Raw genomic sequence first — 20,978 nt, 5'->3', positions numbered from 1 at the left:
TCCATGGGGCGTTTCTTTATCGCGCGGCCGGTCTTTGCGTCGGTTCTTGCGCTTCTGGTCATGCTGGGCGGGCTCTGGGCGGCGACATCGCTGCCGGTGTCGCAATATCCCGATATCGCGCCGACCACGGTGCGGGTTTCGGCCAGCTATGGCGGCGCTACCGCCGAGGCGGTCGAGAACTCGGTCACGCGCGTTCTGGAAGACGCGATGACCGGGCTCGACGGGTTGCTCTACATGACCGCGCGCTCGTCGCAGGGCTCGGCCTCGATCGAGCTGGTCTTCGATGACAGCATCGATCCGGTCGATGCGCAGAACGACGTGCAATCCAATGTCCAGCAGGTCGAGAACCAGCTTCCCAGTGTCGTGCGCAGCCAAGGCGTGCGCGTGTCGCGCTCGTCCTCGTCGATCCTGATGGTGGTGGCGCTGGTCGACAATTCCAACCGGCTATCGACGCTGGAACTGGGCGATCTGATCACCAACGTGGTCGAAGGGCCGATCCAGCGCGTCGACGGCGTCGGCGGGATCAGCAGCTTCAGCGCGGGCTACGCGATGCGCATCTGGCTGGACCCGCTGTCCTTGGCGCGCTACGGGCTGACGCCCACGCATGTGGTCGCCGCGGTCGAGGCGCAGAACACCACCGTTTCGGTGGGGTCGCTGGGCGAGCAGCCGACCGTGCAGGGCCAGCAATTCACCGCGACGATCACCGCCCAGAGCCAGCTCAACACCGTCGAGCAATTCGAGCGCATCCTTCTGCGCACCGACGAAGAGGGCGGCTCGGTGCGCCTGCGCGACGTGGCGCGCGTCGAGATCGGGCAGGAAAGCTATGGCGGCGGCGCGCGCTTCAGCGGCATGCCGGCGGCGGGTTTCGGGGTGAACATGGAAACCGGCGCGAATGCGGTCGACACCGCGGCCGCCGTGCGGGTCGCGCTGGACGGGCTGCAGGCGGCGCTGCCCGAAGGCGTCGCCTTCGAGATCGCGCATGACACCTCGCCCTTTGTCGAATTGTCCATCGAGCAGGTCTATCGCACGCTGATCGAGGCCATCGTCCTGGTCTTCCTTGTGCTGGTGGTCTTCCTGCAAAGCTGGCGCGCGACGCTGGTGCCGCTGGTCGCGGTGCCGGTCGTGCTGCTGGGGACCTTCGGCGTGCTTTATGCCACGGGGTTCACGATCAACACCCTGACCATGTTCGCGCTGGTCCTGGCGGTGGGCCTCCTGGTCGACGACGCCATCGTCGTGGTCGAGAATGTCGAGCGCCTGATGGAGGACGAGGGTCTTTCGGCGCTGGACGCCACGCGCAAGAGCATGGGGCAGATCACCTCGGCGCTGGTGGGCATCAACGTGGTGCTGGCCGCCGTCTTCCTGCCCATGGCGTTCTTCGGCGGCTCGACAGGGGTGATCTACCGGCAATTCTCGGTCACCATGGTGGCGGCGATGACGCTGTCGCTGTTCGTGGCCATCGTCATCTCGCCACCGATGTCGGCACGGCTGTTGCGGCCCAAGCCCGAAGGCGGCGGCATCGCGCCCGCGCGCTGGTTCAACCGGGGCATGGCGGGCGCTGTCGCGGGCTATGCGGCGGGCGTGCGCGCATCGATGAAGGTGCCGGCGCTCATGGTGCTGGTGCTGGCGGGCGTTCTGGGCGGCGCGTGGTGGGTCAATGAGCGGCTCACCTCGTCCTTCATCCCGGCCGAAGATCAGGGCGTCCTGATGACCATCATCTCGCTCGACGAGGGGGCGACGGCGCAGCAGACGCTGTCCGTGGTCGAACGGGTCGAGGCGTTTCTTCTGACCGAGGAATCCGAGGCCGTCGCCTCGACCTTCGCGGCTTTGGGCTGGGGGTTCGGCGGCGGCGGACAGAACAGCGCCATGCTGTTCATCCGGCTCAAGGATTTCGACGAACGCGCAGGCCGCCCCGATCTGGCTGCCAGCGCCGTGGCGATGCGCGCCAACCGGGCGTTTTCCTCGAACCGTTCGGGGCGGATCATGGTCCTGCAACCGCCCGCGATCATGGGGCTGGGCAATACCGGCGGGTTCTCGATGTATCTGGTGGATCAGGCCGGCAACGGGACCGAGGCGCTTCTGGACGCGGCCAGCCGGCTCGAGACCCTGGCGGGGCAGGATGCGCGGCTGACCAACGTGAACGCGCGCGGCATCGGCGAGGATGTCGCGCTGCGCATCGATATCGATCAGGAAAAGGCCGAAAGCTTCGGCGTCTCGCTGCAGGGCGTGAATCAAATGCTGTCGATCATCTTCTCGGGCCGCGAGGTCAACGATTTCGTGCTGGGCACGGCGCTGCGCCCGGTCATCGTGCAGGCGGATGCCGAATACCGGATGCAACCCGAGGATCTGCTGGCCTGGTACGCGGTCAATGACGCGGGCGAGCCGGTGCCGTTCTCGGCCTTCATGGACACAAGCTGGGAACCCGTCGCGCCCTCGCTGCGGCGCTATGGCGGCAACGCGGCGGTCGAGATCGCGGGCTCGCCCGGCGCCGGTGTCAGCTCGGGCGTGGCGATGGAGGCGATGGCGGAGCTCGCCGAAGAGATCGGCGGCGGCTATGCCGTCGCCTGGACCGGGATCAGCTACCAGGAGCAGCAATCGGGCGCGCAGGCACCGCTTCTGTACGCGATCTCGGCGCTGGTGATCTTCCTTGCGCTGGCGGCGCTTTATGAAAGCTGGACGATCCCGTTCTCGGTCATGCTGGCGGTGCCGGTGGGGGTGCTGGGGGCGCTTCTGGCGGCGTGGCTGTTCGGGCAATCGAACGACGTCTATTTCAAGGTGGGGATGTTGACGACCATCGGTCTGGCCGCGCGAAACGCCATCCTTATCGTCGAATTCGCCGAGGATCTCAGGCGACAGGGACGAACGCTGGTGCAGGCCGCGATCGAAGCCGCGCGGCTTCGCCTGCGGCCGATCCTGATGACCGCGCTGACCTTCATCCTGGGGGTTCTGCCGCTTGCCACGGCCAGCGGGGCAGGGGCGGCGTCGCAGAATGCCATCGGTACCGGGGTGATCGGCGGCATGATCGCCTCGACCTTCCTTGGCATCTTCATGGTGCCGGCGCTGTATGTGCTGATCCTGCGGCTGTTCGGGCGGGCCCCGAAATCCGAGGCCCGCTGACACGCGATCGCCAGGGCCCGCCGCGCCGGCGGGCCTTTCAGCTTTCGGCCAGAACCGTGTTCTCGATGGCGCCCAGATTTCCGATCTCGCAACGCACCACGTCGCCCGGTTTCAGGTAGCGCGGCGGCTTGAAAGCCGCGCCCACGCCACCGGGCGTGCCGGTGAAGATCACGTCGCCGGGTTTGAGCGTCATGACCTTCGACAATTCCTCGATCTGGGCCCAGATATCGAAGACCAGATGCCGGGTATTCGAGTTCTGCCGCAACTCGCCGTTCACATAGCTCCGGATATCCAGCGCGTGCGGATCGCCAACCTCGTCCGCCGTGACGATGGCGGGGCCGATGGGGCCATGCGTGTCAAAGGACTTGCCCAGCACCCATTGCGGCGTTTTCATCTGCCAGTCGCGGGCGCTGACATCGTTGCCCACGCAATAGCCGAAGATATGCGCGGGCGCGTCGGCGGCGCTGATATGGCGTCCGCCCTTGCCGATGATCGCGACCAGTTCGACCTCGTAATCCACCGCCTCGCTGGCGCGGGGATGCTCGATCGGGTCGAAGGGGCCCGACAGGCAGTTGACCTGTTTGGAAAACCAGATCTGTTCGCTGGGCGTGGTCAGGCCCGAGCCGCGCATTTCCTCGATGTGATCGGCATAGTTCAGGCCGATCGCCATCATCTTCTCGGTCGCATCAAGCGGGCAGAGCAGCCGCACCTGCGCCAGAGGCTCGCCCTTGCCCTCGGCCCCGGCCGCCGACAGAAGCGGGGTCAGTTGCGGCGCCAGGTCGGACCAGCGGGCAATGGCGTCGCGGGTCCCGGTCGGGGCGTCGGCGATCAGTTCGGACAGCGCAACGGCGCGCTCGCCGATCAGAAGGCCCAGCCGGGCCGGGGCATCGCCTTTGCAAAAACGGATGAGCCGCATGGTATGTCCTTTCCAGTCTGTCCCGCCCGACGAAGCGTACCGGCGCGGATAGGGTCTGAAAGGGCGCTGAAAGCCGGGCCGGCGTCAAGACCCGATGTCACGTCTTGCGATTGCTCCGGTTTTGTCACAGGATAGGTTTTCTATCAGAGGTTGTTGGGCGAGGCAGGGGAAACAGCCCGTGCCCGAACGGCTGAGGTGCAGGCTGGCATGAAAGCTGGCGCCGGCTGTCGCGGTGCCCGGGGCGCTCTTCCGGTTGCATTAACAAGTGAGGACGTTGCACGATCATGAAAGCGAGCACCCGGCTTCAGGCGATCTGGCCCGCCCATATCCCGATCGACATCGCGCCGATCACGGCAGGTCTGGACCAGGTCTTGCAAGATGCCGCCGCGCGCCATCCCGACAAGGCCGCTTTCCTGTGCCAGAGCCGCGCGATGACTTTCGCGCAGCTTGACCGGAAGGCCGGATTCATCGCGGGTTTCCTGCAGCAACGCGGCCGGATCGCGCAAGGGGACCGGGTGGGCCTGTTGCTGCCGGACGGCCCCGACTTCATCGCGGCGTTCTTCGGCATCCTGCGCGCCGGGGCCATCGCCGTGCCGTTCGACCCCACGGCACCCGCCACGACAATTGCAGAGCGGATCGAGCAGACCGGGCTGCGGGTCATCCTCGCCGCGGCCGAGCAGGCCGCGGACCTGCTCCCGCTTGCGGATGACCTGCGCCTCGACCGGGTGATCCTCGCGCCCCGGTCCGGGGCGCCCTCGCAGGACGCGCGCGCGCCCTCCGCTGCCCTGACCGGCTGGGGCGAGATGCTGAACGCCGCCATCGACCCCGAGCCGGTCGAAACGCGGCCCGAGGATCCCTGCCTTCTGCTCTACGGCCCGGAGCAGTCCGGCCCCGCCATGGCCTGCCTGCATACCCACCGCTCGGCGCTGCACGCGGCCGCCTGCCTGCGCCACTGGCTGGGCGCCGGGGATCGCGACCTGTGCCTGAGCGCCCTGCCGCTTTCGCGCCCCGAGGGGTTGCTTGCTGGGGCGATCCTGCCGGTCGTCGCGGGCGCGACGGGGCTGTTGAAGCCCAAGGGGAACAGCAAGCGGGAGGGGTGCAAGGCGCTTGACGACGTGACGATCCTGACGGGCTGCGCGGCGACGAATGCGGCGCTTCTGGATCAGACGGGGGACACAGGCAACCTTCGCCGGGTCTGGACCTTCGACGGCCGCGCCGGTCTGCGCAGCTACGGCCAGGCCGAGACCATGGGGCTGGTCGCGGCCGAACTCGATGACAATCCCGCGCTGGCCGGGGCAGGGATCCCCTGCCAGAACACGCAGATCCTCATCGTCGATCCGCAGACCCGTCGCCGTGCGGCACAGGGTCGGGCGGGCGAGATCCTGATCCGGGGGCCGCAGGTCATGGCGCGCTATTGGAACGATCCGCGCGCCAATACGCTGCGCTTCCGACAGATCGGCGGGCTGCGCTATTTCCGCACCGGCGATCTGGGTCTGCTGGCAGGGGACGGACGGCTGCATGTGACCGGACGGCTGGAGCCGCGGGCCTGAAGTGGCAAGCATGGACCCGCGCGTGCCGGCGGCGGACCACGAAAAAGGCCGGAGCGCGGTCGCTCCGGCCTCCGGCGCGGTCAGGCGCCGGCGGATCACTCCGTGTCCGGCAGTCCGATCCGATCCAGATCGAAGGGCGTCGTCTGGTAGATTTCGTTGATCCAGTTGCCGTAGAGCAGATGCGCATGGCTGCGCCAGCGGTTCAGCGGCGTCTTGGACGGGTCGTCGTCGGGGAAGTAATTCACCGGGATCTGGATCTGCGCGCCCGCCACCTGACTGGCGAGAAGGTCCCGCTGGTATTCCTCGTTCAGGGTGCCGCGGTCGTATTCCAGATGATTGAAGATATAGAGCGCGCGGTGATCGGGATCGTCGACGAAAGCCGGCCCCACCTCGTCGGAATTGAGCAGGACCTTCAGGCCCGCGGCCTCGATCTCGTCGCGTTTCATCTCGGTCCAGCGGCTGACCGGCATCACCAGATCATCCGAGAACCCGCGCAGATAGGGCGAGGTATGGGCCAGATTGGCGTGGCGGTAGCAGCCGAACAGCTTCCGGTCGAGCAGGTGTTTCTTCACGCCGTGGAAATAGTTGATCATCGCCATCCCGCCCCAGCAGACGCCGAAGGTGGAATGCACGTTGGTCTGGGTCCATTCGAAGACCTCGCACAGCTCGTCCCAATAGGTGACCTCGTGGAACGGCAGATGCTCGATCGGCGCGCCGGTGATGATGAGCCCGTCGAATTTCTCGTGCCGGACCTCCTGGAACGAATGATAGAACGCCTCCATATGCTCGGCGGCGGTGTTGCGGGTCTGGTGTTCGGACATGCGGATCAGCCGGAAGTCGATCTGCAGCGGCGTCGCGCCGATCAGCCGGGCGAACTGGTTCTCGGTCTGGATCTTCTTGGGCATCAGGTTCAGCAGCCCGATCTTGAGCTGGCGAATGTCCTGACGTGCGGCGCGGGTGTCCGACATGACCATGACGCCCTCGTTCGAGAGGACGTCATAGGCGGGCAGGGTGGCGGGCAGGGTGATGGGCATCGGAGGCTATCCGTCTATCTGTACTGTATCGGCGGCCCGGCGGATCGCTCCGTGTCTCAGGCCGCCCGGGAGGCGCGCTTGTCCAGGGCCTCGCCGATCAGCGCGCCGAAATCCTCGGGCGTCTGGACGCGGGCCACGTCGTCGGCGGCGACCTTGAGCCCCCAGTTCGCTGCCATGGCCGCGTATCGGGGCTGGCGATGGGCCAGCGCGCGGGCATAGGTCCAGCGGACGAAGGCGTCCGGGTCAACCGCCCCGGGCATTCGTCCGCTTTCTGACAGATAGGCGTTCCAGGCTTCGAGCAGGAATTCGGGCCGGTAATACATCGGCTTCGGCGCCCGGTCGAAGCGGCGGATCAGATCGGCGGTATGGGCCTCGGAGCCCTCGATCCAGACCAGCAGCAGGTGGCGCGACAGCACGCTCAGCACCGGGTCGGCGCGGCTTTCGGGGTTCACCACCTCACAGATCGAACCGCCGGAATCGCAGACGAAATTCCGATAGCCATAAAGATCCAGCGCCCGGTCGACGAAATGCGGGGTGTCGATCAGCGCCGCGATCTCGGCCTCGCGGTGCTGGGCCTGCCGGCGGCGATATTCGTCGAAGGGCAGGCCACCCTGCGCGGGGTCCCCCGGCTTGCCCAGATAGGTGCTGAGCGGCGCCAGATTGTCGAAGGTGATGTTCGAGGCGATGCGCACGGAATCGGTGAGCAGCAACTCGCGCAGAAGCGGCACCTTCATCGCCTCGCGCTTGAAATTGTCGGCGATGGCCTCGCCCATGTAGCGGGTGCCGATGCGGTAATCGACCGAGTAATGGAACCAGCCGCCATCGCGCAGGATCGACGAGATCCGCGTCTTGCCCAGCCCCGACATGCCGAACAGCACCACGCGCTTATGCGCGGCGTCGTTCCATTCGGCTTTTGTCTCGTAGATCATCGGGTTGCCTGCGGGCTCTGGCCATCCTTGCCTGTGGATATATGCAACGCGCAACGAGCGGGTTCAAGCCGCCGGTTCAGGGCGCCGGTTCAAGCCGGGTGGTCCCCACGCCGCCCGCGCGCGCCAGATCGGGGTCCAGCGTCATCGGGATATACTCGCCGCGCCGCCACAACACGCCCAGATCGTCGTAATGACGGCTCAGCGGATGGCCCGACTCGCCGGTCGAGATGATGAACACGCTCGCCTCGGGATCGGCCATGTCGTAGACGCCGCGATAGCCCGCGCCATGCACGTTGAGGAACGGATCGGGCGCCCCCGGCGGCCCGCCCCGCGTCAGACCCCGCATCAGCGTGTTGTCCCCGCCCGAGGTCGACTGGCGGATATTCACGAAGAGCCGCAGGATAGGAACCTCGCCCAGCACCGGGTGGTCATGCGTCGCCTGATGCGCATCGCCCCAGCGCCAGCTTTCGATGGCCGGGCCGTATTGTCCGCTCAGCTCCAGCAGCGCGGCATCCAGCGCGGTGCGGGCGATGTCGACGCAGCTTTCCTCGACCGCCGACTGCACCACGTCGCACCAGATGCCCGCACCGTTTTCATTGCGGAAGACGCGGCTGATGAAGGCGGGCTCCATATGCTCGAACATGTCCGCCGTCGGGCCCAGCTCGTCACGGATCAGCCGGAACTGCAATTCGCGCATCCACGCGGCATAGATCAGCGGTTCGGGCAGATGCTCGGACATCTCGCCGTTCCAGTCGGCCAGAAGCTGCAGCGCAAGCTGACGCTGCGCTTCGGGCGTGCCCTCGGGCGCGGGGTCGCCCTGGAACCACAGCTCGGCGCCGACCAGCGGCAGAAGCGTGCGCGCGGCCTGGCTGACGGTGTCGAGCTGCGCCTCGATGAAGCTTTCGCGCGTATGGACCGTGCGCTGGCGCATCAGCCGGATCCAGCGCTGGATGCGCACCGTGTCGCCCCAGTCATAGCTGACATGCAGCGGGAAGGGCCGGTCCAGCGGCTTGTTATTGGTGTTGCCGATCAGCCCGGTTTCGGGATCGACGAAGCGTGGATTGGCGGAATAGGGGAAATACCCGTCCCAGCGCGCATTTGGGTCCGAGCCCGGCGCAGGCATCTGGCCGCGCGTCGGGTGATCCTCGGAACGGCGCGGCATCCGGCCGATCATCTGCAGCGCGATATGCTCGCCGTCGATCACCATCAGGTTCTGCGCCGGCGCGACATAGGATTCGCCCGCCGCGATCGCCGCGTCCACGGATTGCGCGCGCATCATGCCGATGGCGGCGCTCATCGTCGTGTCGTCGCCGGTAAGCGCGGTCCAGGACAGCGCCGCCACATGGCCCGGCGGCGTGACCGAGGCCAGTGAGTAATGCCTCCCCGGCAGGATCGGTCCGTTCGCCGACCAGCGCAGCGTGATCGTCACCGGGTCCTGATCGGCCACGTAGATGATCGAGCGGCGGGTCTCGAAGCTCTCCCAGCCGTCGGGGCCGCGATATTCCTCGGGATTGTCGGGGTTCAGTTCCTCGAGAAACAGGTCCTGATCGTCCAGATAGGCCGTGGTCAGACCCCACGCGATATTCGAGGATCGCCCGGCGATGATCGCGGGAATGCCGGGGATCGTGCCGCCGGTGACGCCGCCGGTGCTGAGCTCGAGCCGCGCGAGATACCAGATCGAGGGCGCGGCAAACGGCAGATGCGGGTCGTTGGCCAGCAGCGTGCCGCCATTGGCCGAGCGCAGCCGCCCGGCCGCCCAGGCATTCGACGCGCCCGCGAAATCCCACGAGCGGAAGGGCGACAGCGCCTCGCCCGGCGCCTCGCCGGGGACCGAGGGCGCCATGGCCAGCTGCGTGGGATCGAGCGTCGGAAACAGGCTGGCGAAATCCGGCATCGCCGCCACGCCCGCGCTGTCATCCTCGTGCATCAGGTCGCGCGTGCGTTCCTCGCCGATCAGCGCCGACAGCCGCGCATGGCGTACCTCGCTTTCGATATGGCCGGACAATTGCACCGCCATCAGCTTCAGGATCGCCACCGAATCCGCCGGCTGCCACAGGCCGATCTCGCCGGGAAACAGGAAGTATTCGGGCGCCCCGCGCCCCAGCGCGCGGTCGTTGACCAGGTTGATCCACGCATTCACGCCCCGCGCATAGGCGTCGAGCGCCATCGCCGTATCGTCGTCCTGCGCGGCCACCGATTCCTGCGCCAGCGTATAGAGGTCCAGCCGCCGCATCAGTTCGTCGGTGCGGATCGTGCGGTCGCCGAACAGCTCGCTCAGACGCCCCTGCGCCGTGCGCCGCAGCACCGTCATCTGCCAAAGCCGGTCCTGCGCATGGGCAAAACCCAGCGCGTAAAAGGCATCGGCGTCGTTCTGGGCAAAGATATGTGGCACCGCCCAGGTGTTGCGGGCGATCTCGACCGTTTCCGAGACGCCGCGCAACCGCCATGTCGTGTCGTAATCGGGGACCGAACGCGACAGGAAGTAATACACGCCAACGACGATCACGACCGTCAGCACGACCAGCGCAGTCGCGATGCGCAACAGCCAGCGGAACAGGGTGAGCATGAAGTGCGGCCTCGTCGTGTTGACCTCGGAACCAGTCTCGTTTCCTATGACCTCGGACGCGCAAGCGCAATTCAAACCATCTTCATGAGGGGGGCACATGGCCAAGGTTGCATTTCTGGGCTTGGGGGTCATGGGGTATCCCATGGCCGGACATCTGGCCAAGGCCGGCCACGCGGTCACGGTCTATAACCGCACCGCCACGAAGGCCGAGAAATGGGCCGATGAGCAGGGTGGCAAGGCCGCGCCGACCCCGCGCGAGGCCGCCGAAGGGCAGGATTTCGTCATGGCCTGCGTCGGCAACGACGACGACCTGGCCTCGGTCTGCCGGGGCAAGGACGGGGCCTTCGCGGGCATGAGGAAGGGCGCGATCTTCGTCGATCACACCACCGTGTCCTCGGGCATCACCACCGCGCTCGCCGGTGAAGCCTCGGCGCTGGGGCTGGGTTTCGTCGATGCGCCGGTCTCGGGCGGACAGGCGGGCGCGGAAAACGGCGTCCTCAGCATCATGTGCGGCGGCAGCCAGGCCGATTACGACGCCGCCGAGCCTGTGATGCAGGCCTATGGCCGCATCGTGAAACGCATCGGCGAGTCGGGGCAGGGCCAGATCGCCAAGATGATGAACCAGATCTGCATCGCGGGTCTCGTGCAGGGCCTGTCCGAGGCGCTGGCCTTCGGTGAGAAAGCCGGCATGGACGGCAAGGCCGTGGTCGAGGTGATCTCGGGTGGCGCGGCTGGATCGTGGCAGATGGTCAACCGGCACCAGACCATGCTGGACGGGCATTTCGAGCACGGCTTCGCCGTCGACTGGATGCGCAAGGATCTGGCGATCTGCCTGAAAACCGGCGACGAGATCGGCGCGTCGCTGCCCGTCACCGCTCTGATCGACCAGTTCTACAAGGACGTGCAGAACATGGGCGGCGGACGCTGGGATACCTCGTCGCTGATCGAACGGCTGCGGAGGCTGTCGTGACGCTCGAGACGCGCATCGCGCAGGGCAAGGGCGACGAAGCCGCCGATCTGGTGCTCAAGGGCGGTCAGGTCTGGGACATGGTGACGGGCGCGCTGATCCCCGGCGACGTGGCGATCTGCGGTGGCGTGATCGTCGGCATCGGCGCTGATTATGTCGGCAAGCGCCAGATCGACGTGACCGGCAAGACGCTGGTGCCGGGCTTCATCGACACGCATCTGCATATCGAAAGCTCCTGCATCACGCCCTATGAATTCGACCGCTGCGTGCTGCCGCGTGGCGTGACGACGGCGATCTGCGACCCGCATGAAATCGCCAATGTCTGCGGTCTGACCGGCATCCGCTATTTCCTCGATGCGTCAGAGCGCACGGTGATGGACATCCGCGTGAACCTGTCCTCCTGCGTACCGTCGACGCATATGGAGACGGCGGGCGCCGCGCTCGGCGCCGCCGATCTGGCGCCGCTTGCGGACCACCCGCGCGTCATCGGGCTGGCCGAGTTCATGAATTACCCCGGCGTGATCTTCCGCGACCCGGGCTGCATGGAGAAGCTGAAGGCCTTCGAGGGCCGCCATATCGACGGCCATGCGCCGCTTCTGTCGGGGCGCGATCTGAACGCCTATATCTCGGCTGGCATCCGCACCGAGCATGAAAGCACCTCGGCCGCCGAGGCGACCGAGAAGCTGCAAAAGGGGATGCGGGTGCTGATCCGCGAAGGCTCGGTGTCCAAGGACCTTGAAGCGCTGGCCGAAGTGCTGACGCCCGTGACCTCGGCCTACATGTGCCTGTGCACCGATGACCGCAACCCCCTCGACATCGCCGAACACGGGCATCTCGACTACATGATCCGCCGCCTGATCGAGAAGGGGCGCGACCCGCTCAGCGTCTACCGCGCCGCCTCGCTGTCGGCGGCCGAGGCTTTCGGCCTCAAGGATCGTGGCCAGATCGCACCGGGCAAACGCGCGGATATCGTGGTGCTTGACGACCCCGCCACCTGCCGCGCCGACATGGTGTTCTGTGCGGGCGTTCTGGCCTCGGACGAGGCCTTCGCCGCGCGCGAGATCACCGCGCCCGTCGCGCGCGGCTCGGTCCATGTCCCGCCGCTGACGCCCGAGAGCTTCCGCTACGCGGGCAACAACCCCGAAACCCCGGTGATCGGCATCTGGCCCGGCAAGATCCTGACCGAACATGCGGTCGTGCAGGTCCCGGCCACCGATGGCGACAAGCGCCCCGACCCGGATCAGGACCTCGCGAGGATCACGGTGATCGAGCGCCATGGCAAGAACGGCAACATCGCCAACGGTTTCGTGCGCGGCTTCACGCTGAAGAAAGGCGCCATCGCCTCGACCGTCTGCCACGACCACCACAATATCGCCGTGGTCGGCGTCGACTATGCCGACATGGCGCTGGCGGCGAAACGGCTGGGCGAGATCGAGGGCGGCTTTGTCGTCGTCGAGGGCGGAAAGGTCCTCGCCGAACTGGCGCTGCCGGTGGCGGGGCTGATGTCGCTCGACCCGTTCGAGCATGTGCGCGACCGGCTGATCGCGCTGCGCGATGCGGCGAAGGGGCTGGGCGTGACGCTGGAAGAACCCTTCCTGCAACTCGCCTTCGTCGCCCTCCCGGTGATCCCGCATCTCAAGATCACCGATTTCGGGCTGGTCGATGTCGACCGGTTCGAAATCATTGGATAAGGGGCGGCGCTCGGGGGCATCGAGCCCCCTCGCGCCGCCGGGGGCTGTCTGCCCCCGCCGAGCCTGTCGGCTCGCCCCCGAGGATATATGAAGAACAAAGAGGGGCTGCGCGCCCCGCAGGAGCTCGAGCGATCCATGGCATTCACTCTGTCTCAAATACTCACGGGGGGATCCAAGGGGGGCGTGTACGCCCCTCTTGGCGCGGGGGGCTCGGGGGGGCGCGCAGCCCCCCCGATCACCCTTCTGGACGGCGGGATGGGGCAGGAGCTGTTGCGCCGGGGCGGGGACCGGCCGTCGCCGCTCTGGGCCACGCGGGTTATGATCGACCACCCGGGTCTCGTGCAGGACATCCACGCCGATTACTTCGCCGCCGGGGCCTCGGCGGCAACGACGAATACCTATGCGATCCATCACGACCGGCTGGTCAACAACGCGATGGACCACCGTTTTGCCCAGCTTCACGACGCCGCGCTGGCCGAGGCCGAGGCGGCGCGGGTGGCGTCTGGCGGGGGGCTGCTTCTGGGTTCGACCGGGCCCTTGGGCGCGAGCTACCGCAGCGACCTGATGCCGCCGCATGAAACGGGCGTCGCGCTTTATGCCGAGATCGCCGCGATCCACGCGCCGCGCGTCGATGTGCTGGTGGGCGAGACGCTGGCGACGCTGTCGAACGTGGCCGCCTTCCTTGACGGTTGCGACCGGGGTGCGCCGGGCACGTCGCGCTGGATCTCGGTCACGGTCGAGGACCGCGACGGGACGCGCCTGCGTTCGGGCGAGACGCTCGCCGATCTCGCCCCCCTTGCCGCGCGCGCGGACGGGGTTCTCGTCAATTGCTCGGCGCCCGAGGCGATCGACCAGGCAATGCCGCTTCTGGCGTCGTTCGGAAAACCCTTCGGCGGTCAGGGAAACGGGTTCACGCAGATCACCTCGGATTTCCTGAAGCCCAACCCGACCGCCGACGTGCTGGTCAACCGGCCCGAGATGACGCCCGAAAGGTACGCCGAATTCGCGCTGGGCTGGGCCGCTCGGGGCGCCACCCTCATCGGCGGTTGCTGCGAGACGGGGCCCGCGCATATCGCCGTTCTGGCCGAGCGGCTGCGCGCGGCGGGTTTTGTCATCGTCTGACGAAAAGGGCCGGGGTTTCCCCCGGCCCGCCCGTTGTTCCGCGCTGCGCGTCGCTCAGCGCGAGATCAGCACCGAGCATTGCGCGTGGCGCACGACGCGCGCGGCGGTCGAGCCGATGAAATAATCGCTCAGATTCGGGTGGTGCGAGGCGATCATGATCAGGTCGGCTTTCGTGTCTTCCGCGCATTGCAGGATCTGCCCCGACGCCGCGCCGGTGCGAATTTCCGGCTCGACCGTCGCGGGGACGCCCTCGGCCAGCAGGTTCAGCTCGACCTTGACCTCGGCCTTGCGCCGGTCGTTCAGATCCCGCGGCAATTCGGCAGCGATGTAGCTGGGCACGTCTTCGAGCACATGCAAAAGGCGGATCGTCCCGCCCTCGTCCAGAAGCTGGACAGCTTTCTGGATCAGTGCCTTGCCGGCATCGCCATGGCTCAGATCGACGGCGACGATGATATGCTTGTACATGGTGTATCCTCCTGTTCGCATCGGCCTAGACTCTAGCCCGGGGCGCGGGGGCCTGCGTTGATCTGCGTCAAGGCCGCGCGGCTGAACAGGTCGGCGCCATCCAGGGCGCGAACCGGCCCGCCGCCCCGCTATCCTAACGCCATGCGGGCAAAACGCAGCCCTGTTTCCGGCTCTGGCCGGGCTTGCCCGCCAGGCGGCTCTGTGGCGGGCAGAGGCGCCCCCGGCGGAACGGAAACGGGCGCCCCCGGGGGCGCCCGTCATCGTCAGCGGAAGACGGCTGGATCAGCCGCGGCCCCGGCGGCCGCCGCGACGGCCCGATGAGCTGGCGCTCGCCGCGGTCGAGGCTTCGGCGAAGGTGGCGCCGTCCTTCATCGCTTCGAGCACCTTGGCCAGCCGGATCCACTCGCCGCCGTTCGGGTCGTGGTTCATCAAGAGGTTGGCGGCGCGGATCGCCTCCATTTCCTGGCTGCGCACCGGGTTCATGATCGCCGAGGTCATGCCCGCGCCGATCGACATCGGCAGGAAGGCGCCGTTGATGCCGTGGCGGTTGGGCAGGCCGAACGAGATGTTCGAGGCGCCGCAGGTTGTGTTCACGCCCAGCTCGTCGCGCAGGCGCCGGACCAGCGCGAAGACCTGATGCCCGGCGGTCGCCATGGCGCCGATCGGCATGACCAGCGGGTCGACGACGATGTCATGGGCGGGGATGCCGAAATCGGCGGCGCGCTCGACGATCTTCTTGGCCACGGCGAAGCGGACATCGGGGTCCTGCGAGATGCCGGTATCGTCGTTCGAGATCGCCACGACCGGAACGTTGTATTTCTTGACCAGCGGCAGGACCAGTTCCAGCCGCTCTTCCTCGCCGGTGACCGAGTTCAGCAGCGGGCGGCCATTCGCGGCCTGAAGCCCCGCTTCCAGCGCGCCGGGGACCGAGCTGTCGATGCAGAGCGGCACATCGGTGATCGCCTGCACGGTCTTCACCAGCTGTTCCATGAGCGGCGGCTCGACGAAGTTGTTGTCGGCGTAGCGCGGGTCTTCGGCCATCTTGTTCGAGAACACGGCGCCCGAATTGATGTCGAGCACGGTCGCGCCGCAGACGACCTGTTCCAGCGCGTCCTTCTCGACGGTCGAGAAATCGCCCATTTCCAGCTCGGCCGCCAGTTTCTTGCGCCCGGTCGGGTTGATGCGCTCGCCGATCACGCAGAACGGCTCGTCAAAGCCGATCACCACCGTCTTGGTGGCGGATTCGAGGACGGTACGGGTCATGGGAAAACTCCTTCAGGGCGCGCAAGGTGCTCATCGAGCGCGGGATCGTTGAAATCGTCGATGCTGGCATGGGCGCCGGCGGCTGCGAGGGCGGCATGGTCCAGCGAGGACCGGATGCCGATGACATAGGCCCCGGCATCGCGCGCCGAGCGGATGCCCGAGGGGCTGTCTTCGAAGGCGATGCAGGCGGCCGGAGCGACGTCCAGCCTGTCCATCGCGGCAAGATAAGGCGCGGGGTGAGGCTTTCCGGCGGCGCATTCCTCGCCGCTGATCACCACGTCGAAGCGCGCCCGTTCGCCGATCGCGGCCAGCATGGCCTCGGCATTGAGCGGGTTGGCATTGGTCACCACCGCCAGCGGGTGCCCCGCCGCCTGCGCGCGGTCGAGAAGCGCGTGCAGCCCCGCCATCGCCGGATAGGGGCGGGGCAGGCGGCGGCGGAACTCGGCTTCCTTGGCATTGGCCAGCGCGTGGGGATCGCGCTCGTCCGGCAGGAACTCGGCGAAAACGTCCGAGGTCACGCGTCCATGCACATGCGTGGCGTAAAAGGCTTCGTCCACGGCGATGCCACGGTCGGCCATCCATTCCACGAAGATCGTGAAATGGATGGGGTCGGTATGCAGCATCGTGCCGTCAAGATCGAAGAGCAGCGCGCTGCGGGGCATCGGCAGGAATCCTCAGGCGGCGGCGCTGACCGGGCGTTGCCCGTGGCGTTGCGTCCATTCGGCATTGGTCTTGATGCCGCCCAGCGGGAAGAAGTGCACGGCCTCGATGCCGAAGTCCGGGTTCGCGGCCTTGTGTTCGGCCAGTTGCGTCAGGAACTCGTCGGGCTCGTAAGGCAGCAGCAGCTTCGACACGTCCATCGCGCGTTTCTGCAGCACCTTCAGCGACGGGCCGACGCCGCAGGCAATGGCGAACTTGATCAGCGTCTGCAGCTTGGCAGGGCCGGCGACGCCGATATGCACGGGCAGGTTCACGCCCGCCTCGCGCAGACCGTCGACCCACCGGATCACCGGACCGGCATCGAAACAGAACTGCGTGGCCATCGCCATCTTGGCATCGGTGCGCTCGGAAAACGCCTGTTTCCACAGCGCCGCTTCCATCACCATCTTGTCGGTGCCGTCCAGATCGATGTCCTTGTTGCCCTCGGGGTGACCGGCGACGTGCAGACGCTCGAACCCGTCGAACGCGCCCGATTCCAGAAGCTGCATCGAGGAATGGTAATCGCCATGCGGTTGGGCCACGCCGCCCGCCAGCATCAGCGCCTGCTTGACCGCCGCTTCGCCCTGATAGCGCGCGACCCAGTCGGTCAGCGTGGCCTTGTCCTTGATGATGCGCGCGGGGAAATGCGGCATCGGCTCGAAGCCTTCTTCACGCAGACGCTTCGCGGTCGCGACCATGTCCTCGATCGGGGTGCCTTCGATATGGGCGATGTAGACGCGCGTGCCGGCGGGCAGCAGGGCGCGGAAATCCTCGACCTTCTCGGCGGTGCGCGGCATCACTTCGATGGAGAAGCCATCGAGGAAATGCTCGAGAGCGGCCGAACCCGAGGCCGAGGGGGCAGCCTTGCGGCCGAAGGGGAACAGAGCCATCAGTTTCTCCCAGAGATTAGCCACGCGCGTCCCACCCGTCATTGGCGATCAGCGCCTTGATCCTGTCGCCGTCATAGGTTTCTTCCAGCCGCTGGGCCTCGGCGCGGGCGACCTGTTCCTGTTCGCCAGCGACATCATAGGGGTCGGCTTTGCGCCATTCGGCCAGATAGGAATCGGTGTCGCGCGCGCCGACCTTCATCGCGCAGCGGTCGATGGCCTGTTCGAAGCGTTCGGACAATTGCACCTTGGCGCCGCGCCGGCCCTTGCCGACGATGACCTGCGCGGGAATATCGCGCCAGAAGACGATGGTGACGGGATGGACGGGCGCGTCGGTCATGCCGAGATCCTTTCTCAGATCCAGTGCGAAGGCCCCAGGGGCCAGGGGACGAAGGTTCCGCCTTGTCGCCGGAATCCGCTGCACTCACCGCACCGTTTTCGACCGCTACGCGATGAGTTGCGACCCGATTGTTACCCTCGGGGATGCGGGCTGGCCACCGGCAGGTCCGTGAATAATTTTCACCATCAATGTGAGCCGGACAGGAACGCGACCCGCAGACGACCCCGGATACGACAATGCCCGCCCCGGACGGACCGGGGCGGGCATCTGTCACTGTTGCAACGGGTCGGCGGCCGATCAGAAGCGGCGCATCACCGACAGACGCACCAGGCTCGAATCGCCGTTGGTGGTGACGCCGTTCAACGTCTCGTCGCCATAGAAATAGTATTCCAGGTCGCCGCGAACGGTCCAGTCGCCGCCAGCGATGGCCTGCTCATAGCCGACGCCGACCACGGCGCCGTTATAGCGCGCGCCGTCCGAGCCGAAGCCCGTGGTGGTGACGCTGCGCGAATCGGTGGCATAACCCAGCGTCGCGAACATCAGCGACGAGCCCATCGCGTAACCCACGCGACCCCGGATCGAGGCCTGGTGGTTGGCGAAGCTTTCGCAGGTGTTGCCGGCAATGCCGCAATCGCCCGTGCCGTCACGCTCCGAGAAGTCGAGCGCGACTTCGGCACCATAGACCATGTTGCCGCTCTGCCAGTTGTAGCCGCCGATGGCGCTGAGGCCGAGGCCCGTCGCATCCGGGTAGCTGGGCAGAGCGCCGTTGGTATCCATGCCCATCCGGCCATAGGTCAGACCGCCACCGACATAGGCGCCGGTCCAGTCGTAGGAAGCCACAGGAGCAGCGACAACCGGCGGAACATACGGTTGCGGCGCGACCGGGCCCGAAGCGAGCGCGGTGGTGGCGAGGATCGAGGTGGCAGCCGTCGCGGCCGCAGCAGTAGCAATAAGGGTTTTCATCGGATTACTCCCGTCGTTTCCCTGAAGCACGTTGGCTTCGTGTATGGCCAGATAACGCGTTTATCGCCGAGAGGTTCCCCCGATTTTGTGTCGGGCCGGTCCGCGCGCGGTGTTCCGCTTGGCGCCTTGTCGCTCAGGCCCTGAATGCCACGCGGTCGTGATCGGGCAGGGACTTGAAAACGCAACTGGTCCGATGCTGCGTCGCAGCGGACTGGTTGGCCGCGCGCAAAGGGAGCGGGGTGTCAGCGTTTCAACAGGGCAGAGCCAAGGCGAGGCGATGTCAGAACCGGAACTGTGCGCCCACCCGCAACGTGCCGTAATCCACATCCGTGTAGCAATCGGTCGCGCAGGCATTCGGCAATTCCAGCCGGCCCAGATCCGTATAGAGATATTCCAGATTGACCGAGAAATTGTCGCTCAGCGCGTGCTCGACGCCCAGACCCGCCGTCCAGCCGATCAGCCGGTCCGATCCGTTGGTCACGACGGCCTGCCCGCGCGCCTCGCCGCTGGCAAGACCTGCTGTGGCGTAGAACAGCGTCCGGTCCATCGCGACGCCAACGCGGCCTCGGATCGCCAACTGGTTGTCGACCCGCGTCTCGCAGGTGCCGCCGGCGCAGCCGAAGCCCGCATTGCCGGTCGAGCCCGCGATCAACTCGCCGCCGGTATAATCGATGGCCGCGCCATAGACCAAACCGCCGCTTTGCAGGTCATAGCCCGCGCTCAGGCCGAACGGCGTGCCGTCCCAGTCGCCCGGCGTGCTGGCCAGGCCGAGCCCGCGCTCACCCCAGAAATTCTCGCCAAAGGATGCCCCGACGCGCAACCCGATAGAGCCGCCGGACCAGTCATAGGCGCGGGCCATGGGCGGGCTGACGATCTCGGCGGGCGTTTCATAGACCGTGACCGGACCCGTCGCTTGCGCGGCCGTCAAAGGCAGCCCTGCGAACAGGGCCGTGGCGATCAGGGGAGCGATATGATGGCGCATGGGACCTCCGGCAAAGAGCGGATGACGAAGAAGCAGGCGAGGTGTGCCGCGCAGGGCCACGGCGTTTGACCTGAATATAGCGCGGTGCCGGGCCCCGACAAACAGCTGCCCGCGCACGCGCACGCGATTGTGCAATCCCAGCGTGTTTCCGGTCCTCGGTATCGCCTTTCCGAAGGCGTTGACGCCACGGAAAAAGCCGTCAGTTCCATGGGGATACAGGGCGATTCCGGGGGCATCCGGGGCGTCGTTGCGGATGCAAGCCGCTTGCGCCGGAGGGCTGTGCGCAATAAGGTCGGATCAACACGAAATGGAGGGCGGCCATGACGCCCGAGCGTCCCGCAGGCGCGGCGGCGCATCCGAGAACGTCGAGACCGCCAAAGCGTGCGCGGTTTCCGGGCGGACAAGAGCCGAAGCGCCAAACAGGGTCCGGCGAGAAGGGGTTGTACGCGGCCCTCGATCTGGGGACCAATTCCTGTCGCATGCTCATTGCGCGGCCCAAAGGCGCGCAATTCGAAGTGGTGGACAGTTTCTCGCGTGCGGTCGAGCTGGGCACGGGGCTGGAAAGCACCGGGCGGCTGGGTCACGGGCCGATGGCGCGCACCGTGCAGGCGCTCAGGATCTGCCGCCGCAAGCTCGACGATCATTCGGTGTCGAACATGCGGCTGGTGGCGACCGAAGCCTGCCGGCGGGCGCGCAACTCGGCCGAGTTCATCCGCAAGATCCAGCGCGAGACCGGCCTGAGGCTGGAAATCATCCCGGCCGAGGAAGAGGCGCGGCTCGCCGTCATCTCCTGCGCGCCGCTGGTCGCCTCGGAGACCGAGCAATTGCTGGTCATCGATATCGGCGGCGGCTCGACCGAGCTTGTGTGGATCGACCTCGCCGACGTGCCGCATGAAGACCGCCGCCGGGCGATCCTGGCGGTGAAGCTGGGCCTGCGGTCCGAGACCTTGAACCCGCGCGCCAAGGGCGCCGCGCGGGTCGTCGACTGGATCAGCGTGCCGCTGGGCGTGGCGACGCTGCGCGAGCAATTCACCGATGTCGAGGACGACGCCGCCCGCTTCGCGCTGATGTCCTGGCATTTCGAGGAACAGCTCCACGATTTTTCGCCCTATCAGAACCCCGCGCCGCGCGACGGGTTCCAGATCATCGGCACATCGGGGACGGTGACGACGGTGGCGGCCTCGTATCTGGGCCTGCGCCGCTATGACCGCAACAAGGTCGACGGGCTGCGGATGACCTCGGCGCAGATCGACAAGGTGATCCGCGATTACCTGGCGCTGGGCCCCGAAGGGCGGCGCAGCGATCCGCGCATCGGGCGCGAGCGTCACGGGCTGATCATGTCGGGCGCGGCCATTCTGCAGGCGCTGATGCGGGTCTGGCCCACCGATGTGATGTCGGTGGCCGATCGCGGGTTGCGCGAGGGGCTGCTCTACGCGCAGATGACGCGCGACGGCGTGCTGACGCGCCTGTGACACGGGACCCTCTGGGAT

At 66.9% G+C, this 20,978-nt stretch carries 17 protein-coding genes; 6 read left to right on the top strand and 11 right to left on the bottom strand.

What is annotated here, in order from left to right:
- Positions 1–3 precede the first annotated feature (3 nt).
- The gene (locus C4N9_RS20015) at positions 4–3,114 is read left to right on the top strand and encodes an efflux RND transporter permease subunit (RefSeq protein ID WP_109535112.1); all 3,111 of its coding nucleotides are present in this window, start codon (positions 4–6) and stop codon (positions 3,112–3,114) included.
- A 37-nt stretch (positions 3,115–3,151) separates the two neighbouring features.
- Here the strand turns inward: C4N9_RS20015 and C4N9_RS20010 are convergent, their stop codons facing one another.
- Entirely contained in the window at positions 3,152–4,030 is an 879-nt protein-coding gene (locus C4N9_RS20010; protein ID WP_109535111.1) for a fumarylacetoacetate hydrolase family protein, read from the bottom strand.
- A gap of 284 nt (positions 4,031–4,314) precedes the next feature.
- Between C4N9_RS20010 and C4N9_RS20005 the strand changes: the two genes are divergently transcribed.
- Positions 4,315–5,580 (top strand): AMP-binding protein, encoded by a 1,266-nt coding sequence (locus C4N9_RS20005; protein ID WP_109535110.1) that lies wholly within the window; start codon positions 4,315–4,317, stop codon positions 5,578–5,580.
- Positions 5,581–5,675: 95 nt separating this feature from the next.
- Here C4N9_RS20005 and C4N9_RS20000 read toward each other — a convergent pair whose 3' ends face one another.
- The 3 genes from C4N9_RS20000 to C4N9_RS19990 form a co-directional block, all read right to left on the bottom strand.
- Positions 5,676–6,614 (bottom strand): homoserine O-succinyltransferase, encoded by a 939-nt coding sequence (locus tag C4N9_RS20000; protein WP_109535109.1) that lies wholly within the window; start codon positions 6,612–6,614, stop codon positions 5,676–5,678.
- Positions 6,615–6,670: 56 nt separating this feature from the next.
- Positions 6,671–7,543 carry an ATPase gene (locus C4N9_RS19995; RefSeq protein WP_109535108.1) on the bottom strand — a complete coding sequence of 291 codons (873 nt, stop codon included), beginning with the start codon at positions 7,541–7,543 and terminating at the stop codon, positions 6,671–6,673.
- 76 nt (positions 7,544–7,619) lie between these two features.
- On the bottom strand, positions 7,620–10,109 hold the full coding sequence (locus C4N9_RS19990) for a penicillin acylase family protein (RefSeq protein WP_109535107.1): 2,490 nt from the start codon (positions 10,107–10,109) through the stop codon (positions 7,620–7,622).
- 97 nt (positions 10,110–10,206) lie between these two features.
- Here C4N9_RS19990 and C4N9_RS19985 point away from each other — a divergent pair, with 97 nt between their 5' ends.
- From C4N9_RS19985 to C4N9_RS19975, 3 genes are all read left to right on the top strand, one after another.
- On the top strand, positions 10,207–11,079 hold the full coding sequence (locus C4N9_RS19985) for an NAD(P)-dependent oxidoreductase (protein ID WP_109535106.1): 873 nt from the start codon (positions 10,207–10,209) through the stop codon (positions 11,077–11,079).
- Positions 11,076–12,767 (top strand): adenine deaminase, encoded by a 1,692-nt coding sequence (gene ade, locus C4N9_RS19980; RefSeq protein ID WP_245902642.1) that lies wholly within the window; start codon positions 11,076–11,078, stop codon positions 12,765–12,767. The genes C4N9_RS19985 and ade overlap by 4 nt, the downstream gene beginning before the upstream one ends.
- Positions 12,768–12,950: 183 nt before the next feature.
- Positions 12,951–13,889, top strand: a complete 939-nt coding sequence (locus tag C4N9_RS19975; protein ID WP_245902641.1) for a homocysteine S-methyltransferase family protein — start codon at positions 12,951–12,953, stop codon at positions 13,887–13,889.
- Positions 13,890–13,943: 54 nt separating this feature from the next.
- On the opposite strand, the gene C4N9_RS19970 is transcribed toward C4N9_RS19975, so the two are convergent.
- From C4N9_RS19970 to C4N9_RS19940, 7 genes are all read right to left on the bottom strand, one after another.
- Positions 13,944–14,354 carry a universal stress protein gene (locus C4N9_RS19970; protein WP_109535105.1) on the bottom strand — a complete coding sequence of 137 codons (411 nt, stop codon included), beginning with the start codon at positions 14,352–14,354 and terminating at the stop codon, positions 13,944–13,946.
- A 282-nt stretch (positions 14,355–14,636) separates the two neighbouring features.
- On the bottom strand, positions 14,637–15,617 hold the full coding sequence (locus C4N9_RS19965; protein WP_109535104.1) for a methyltetrahydrofolate cobalamin methyltransferase: 981 nt from the start codon (positions 15,615–15,617) through the stop codon (positions 14,637–14,639).
- Positions 15,614–16,279 carry an HAD family hydrolase gene (locus tag C4N9_RS19960; protein WP_109535103.1) on the bottom strand — a complete coding sequence of 222 codons (666 nt, stop codon included), beginning with the start codon at positions 16,277–16,279 and terminating at the stop codon, positions 15,614–15,616. Before C4N9_RS19960 ends, C4N9_RS19965 begins: the two co-directional genes overlap by 4 nt.
- A 12-nt stretch (positions 16,280–16,291) precedes the next feature.
- Positions 16,292–17,206, bottom strand: coding sequence for a methylenetetrahydrofolate reductase (locus tag C4N9_RS19955; protein WP_109535122.1), 915 nt, complete (start codon positions 17,204–17,206; stop codon positions 16,292–16,294).
- Positions 17,207–17,222: 16 nt separating this feature from the next.
- A complete protein-coding gene (locus tag C4N9_RS19950; RefSeq protein WP_109535102.1) occupies positions 17,223–17,543 on the bottom strand; it encodes a virulence factor in 321 nt (106 codons plus the stop codon).
- 297 nt (positions 17,544–17,840) lie between these two features.
- A complete protein-coding gene (locus C4N9_RS19945) occupies positions 17,841–18,506 on the bottom strand; it encodes an outer membrane protein (protein WP_109535101.1) in 666 nt (221 codons plus the stop codon).
- A 280-nt stretch (positions 18,507–18,786) separates the two neighbouring features.
- On the bottom strand, positions 18,787–19,488 hold the full coding sequence (locus C4N9_RS19940) for an outer membrane protein (RefSeq protein ID WP_109535100.1): 702 nt from the start codon (positions 19,486–19,488) through the stop codon (positions 18,787–18,789).
- A gap of 320 nt (positions 19,489–19,808) precedes the next feature.
- Between C4N9_RS19940 and C4N9_RS19935 the strand changes: the two genes are divergently transcribed.
- A complete protein-coding gene (locus C4N9_RS19935; protein WP_109535099.1) occupies positions 19,809–20,960 on the top strand; it encodes a Ppx/GppA phosphatase family protein in 1,152 nt (383 codons plus the stop codon).
- Positions 20,961–20,978: the final 18 nt, after the last annotated feature.

Origin of the sequence: Pararhodobacter marinus, from assembly GCF_003122215.1 — a bacterium.
GTDB lineage: Bacteria > Pseudomonadota > Alphaproteobacteria > Rhodobacterales > Rhodobacteraceae > Pararhodobacter > Pararhodobacter marinus.
This window is presented reverse-complemented; position numbering and strand designations above follow the sequence as displayed.

What these genes read in the sequence shown, in the direction of transcription:
- C4N9_RS19995 (WP_109535108.1), bottom strand. Translation starts at nt 7,543, where the DNA reads ATGATCTACGAGACAAAAGCCGAATGGAACGACGCCGCGCATAAGCGC.
- C4N9_RS19990 (WP_109535107.1), bottom strand. Translation starts at nt 10,109, where the DNA reads ATGCTCACCCTGTTCCGCTGGCTGTTGCGCATCGCGACTGCGCTGGTC.
- C4N9_RS19965 (WP_109535104.1), bottom strand. Translation starts at nt 15,617, where the DNA reads ATGACCCGTACCGTCCTCGAATCCGCCACCAAGACGGTGGTGATCGGC.
- C4N9_RS19985 (WP_109535106.1), top strand. Translation starts at nt 10,207, where the DNA reads ATGGCCAAGGTTGCATTTCTGGGCTTGGGGGTCATGGGGTATCCCATG.
- C4N9_RS20015 (WP_109535112.1), top strand. Translation starts at nt 4, where the DNA reads ATGGGGCGTTTCTTTATCGCGCGGCCGGTCTTTGCGTCGGTTCTTGCG.
- C4N9_RS19940 (WP_109535100.1), bottom strand. Translation starts at nt 19,488, where the DNA reads ATGCGCCATCATATCGCTCCCCTGATCGCCACGGCCCTGTTCGCAGGG.
- C4N9_RS20005 (WP_109535110.1), top strand. Translation starts at nt 4,315, where the DNA reads ATGAAAGCGAGCACCCGGCTTCAGGCGATCTGGCCCGCCCATATCCCG.
- C4N9_RS20000 (WP_109535109.1), bottom strand. Translation starts at nt 6,614, where the DNA reads ATGCCCATCACCCTGCCCGCCACCCTGCCCGCCTATGACGTCCTCTCG.
- C4N9_RS19955 (WP_109535122.1), bottom strand. Translation starts at nt 17,206, where the DNA reads ATGGCTCTGTTCCCCTTCGGCCGCAAGGCTGCCCCCTCGGCCTCGGGT.
- C4N9_RS19935 (WP_109535099.1), top strand. Translation starts at nt 19,809, where the DNA reads ATGACGCCCGAGCGTCCCGCAGGCGCGGCGGCGCATCCGAGAACGTCG.
- C4N9_RS19945 (WP_109535101.1), bottom strand. Translation starts at nt 18,506, where the DNA reads ATGAAAACCCTTATTGCTACTGCTGCGGCCGCGACGGCTGCCACCTCG.
- C4N9_RS19950 (WP_109535102.1), bottom strand. Translation starts at nt 17,543, where the DNA reads ATGACCGACGCGCCCGTCCATCCCGTCACCATCGTCTTCTGGCGCGAT.
- C4N9_RS19960 (WP_109535103.1), bottom strand. Translation starts at nt 16,279, where the DNA reads ATGCCCCGCAGCGCGCTGCTCTTCGATCTTGACGGCACGATGCTGCAT.
- C4N9_RS20010 (WP_109535111.1), bottom strand. Translation starts at nt 4,030, where the DNA reads ATGCGGCTCATCCGTTTTTGCAAAGGCGATGCCCCGGCCCGGCTGGGC.
- C4N9_RS19970 (WP_109535105.1), bottom strand. Translation starts at nt 14,354, where the DNA reads ATGTACAAGCATATCATCGTCGCCGTCGATCTGAGCCATGGCGATGCC.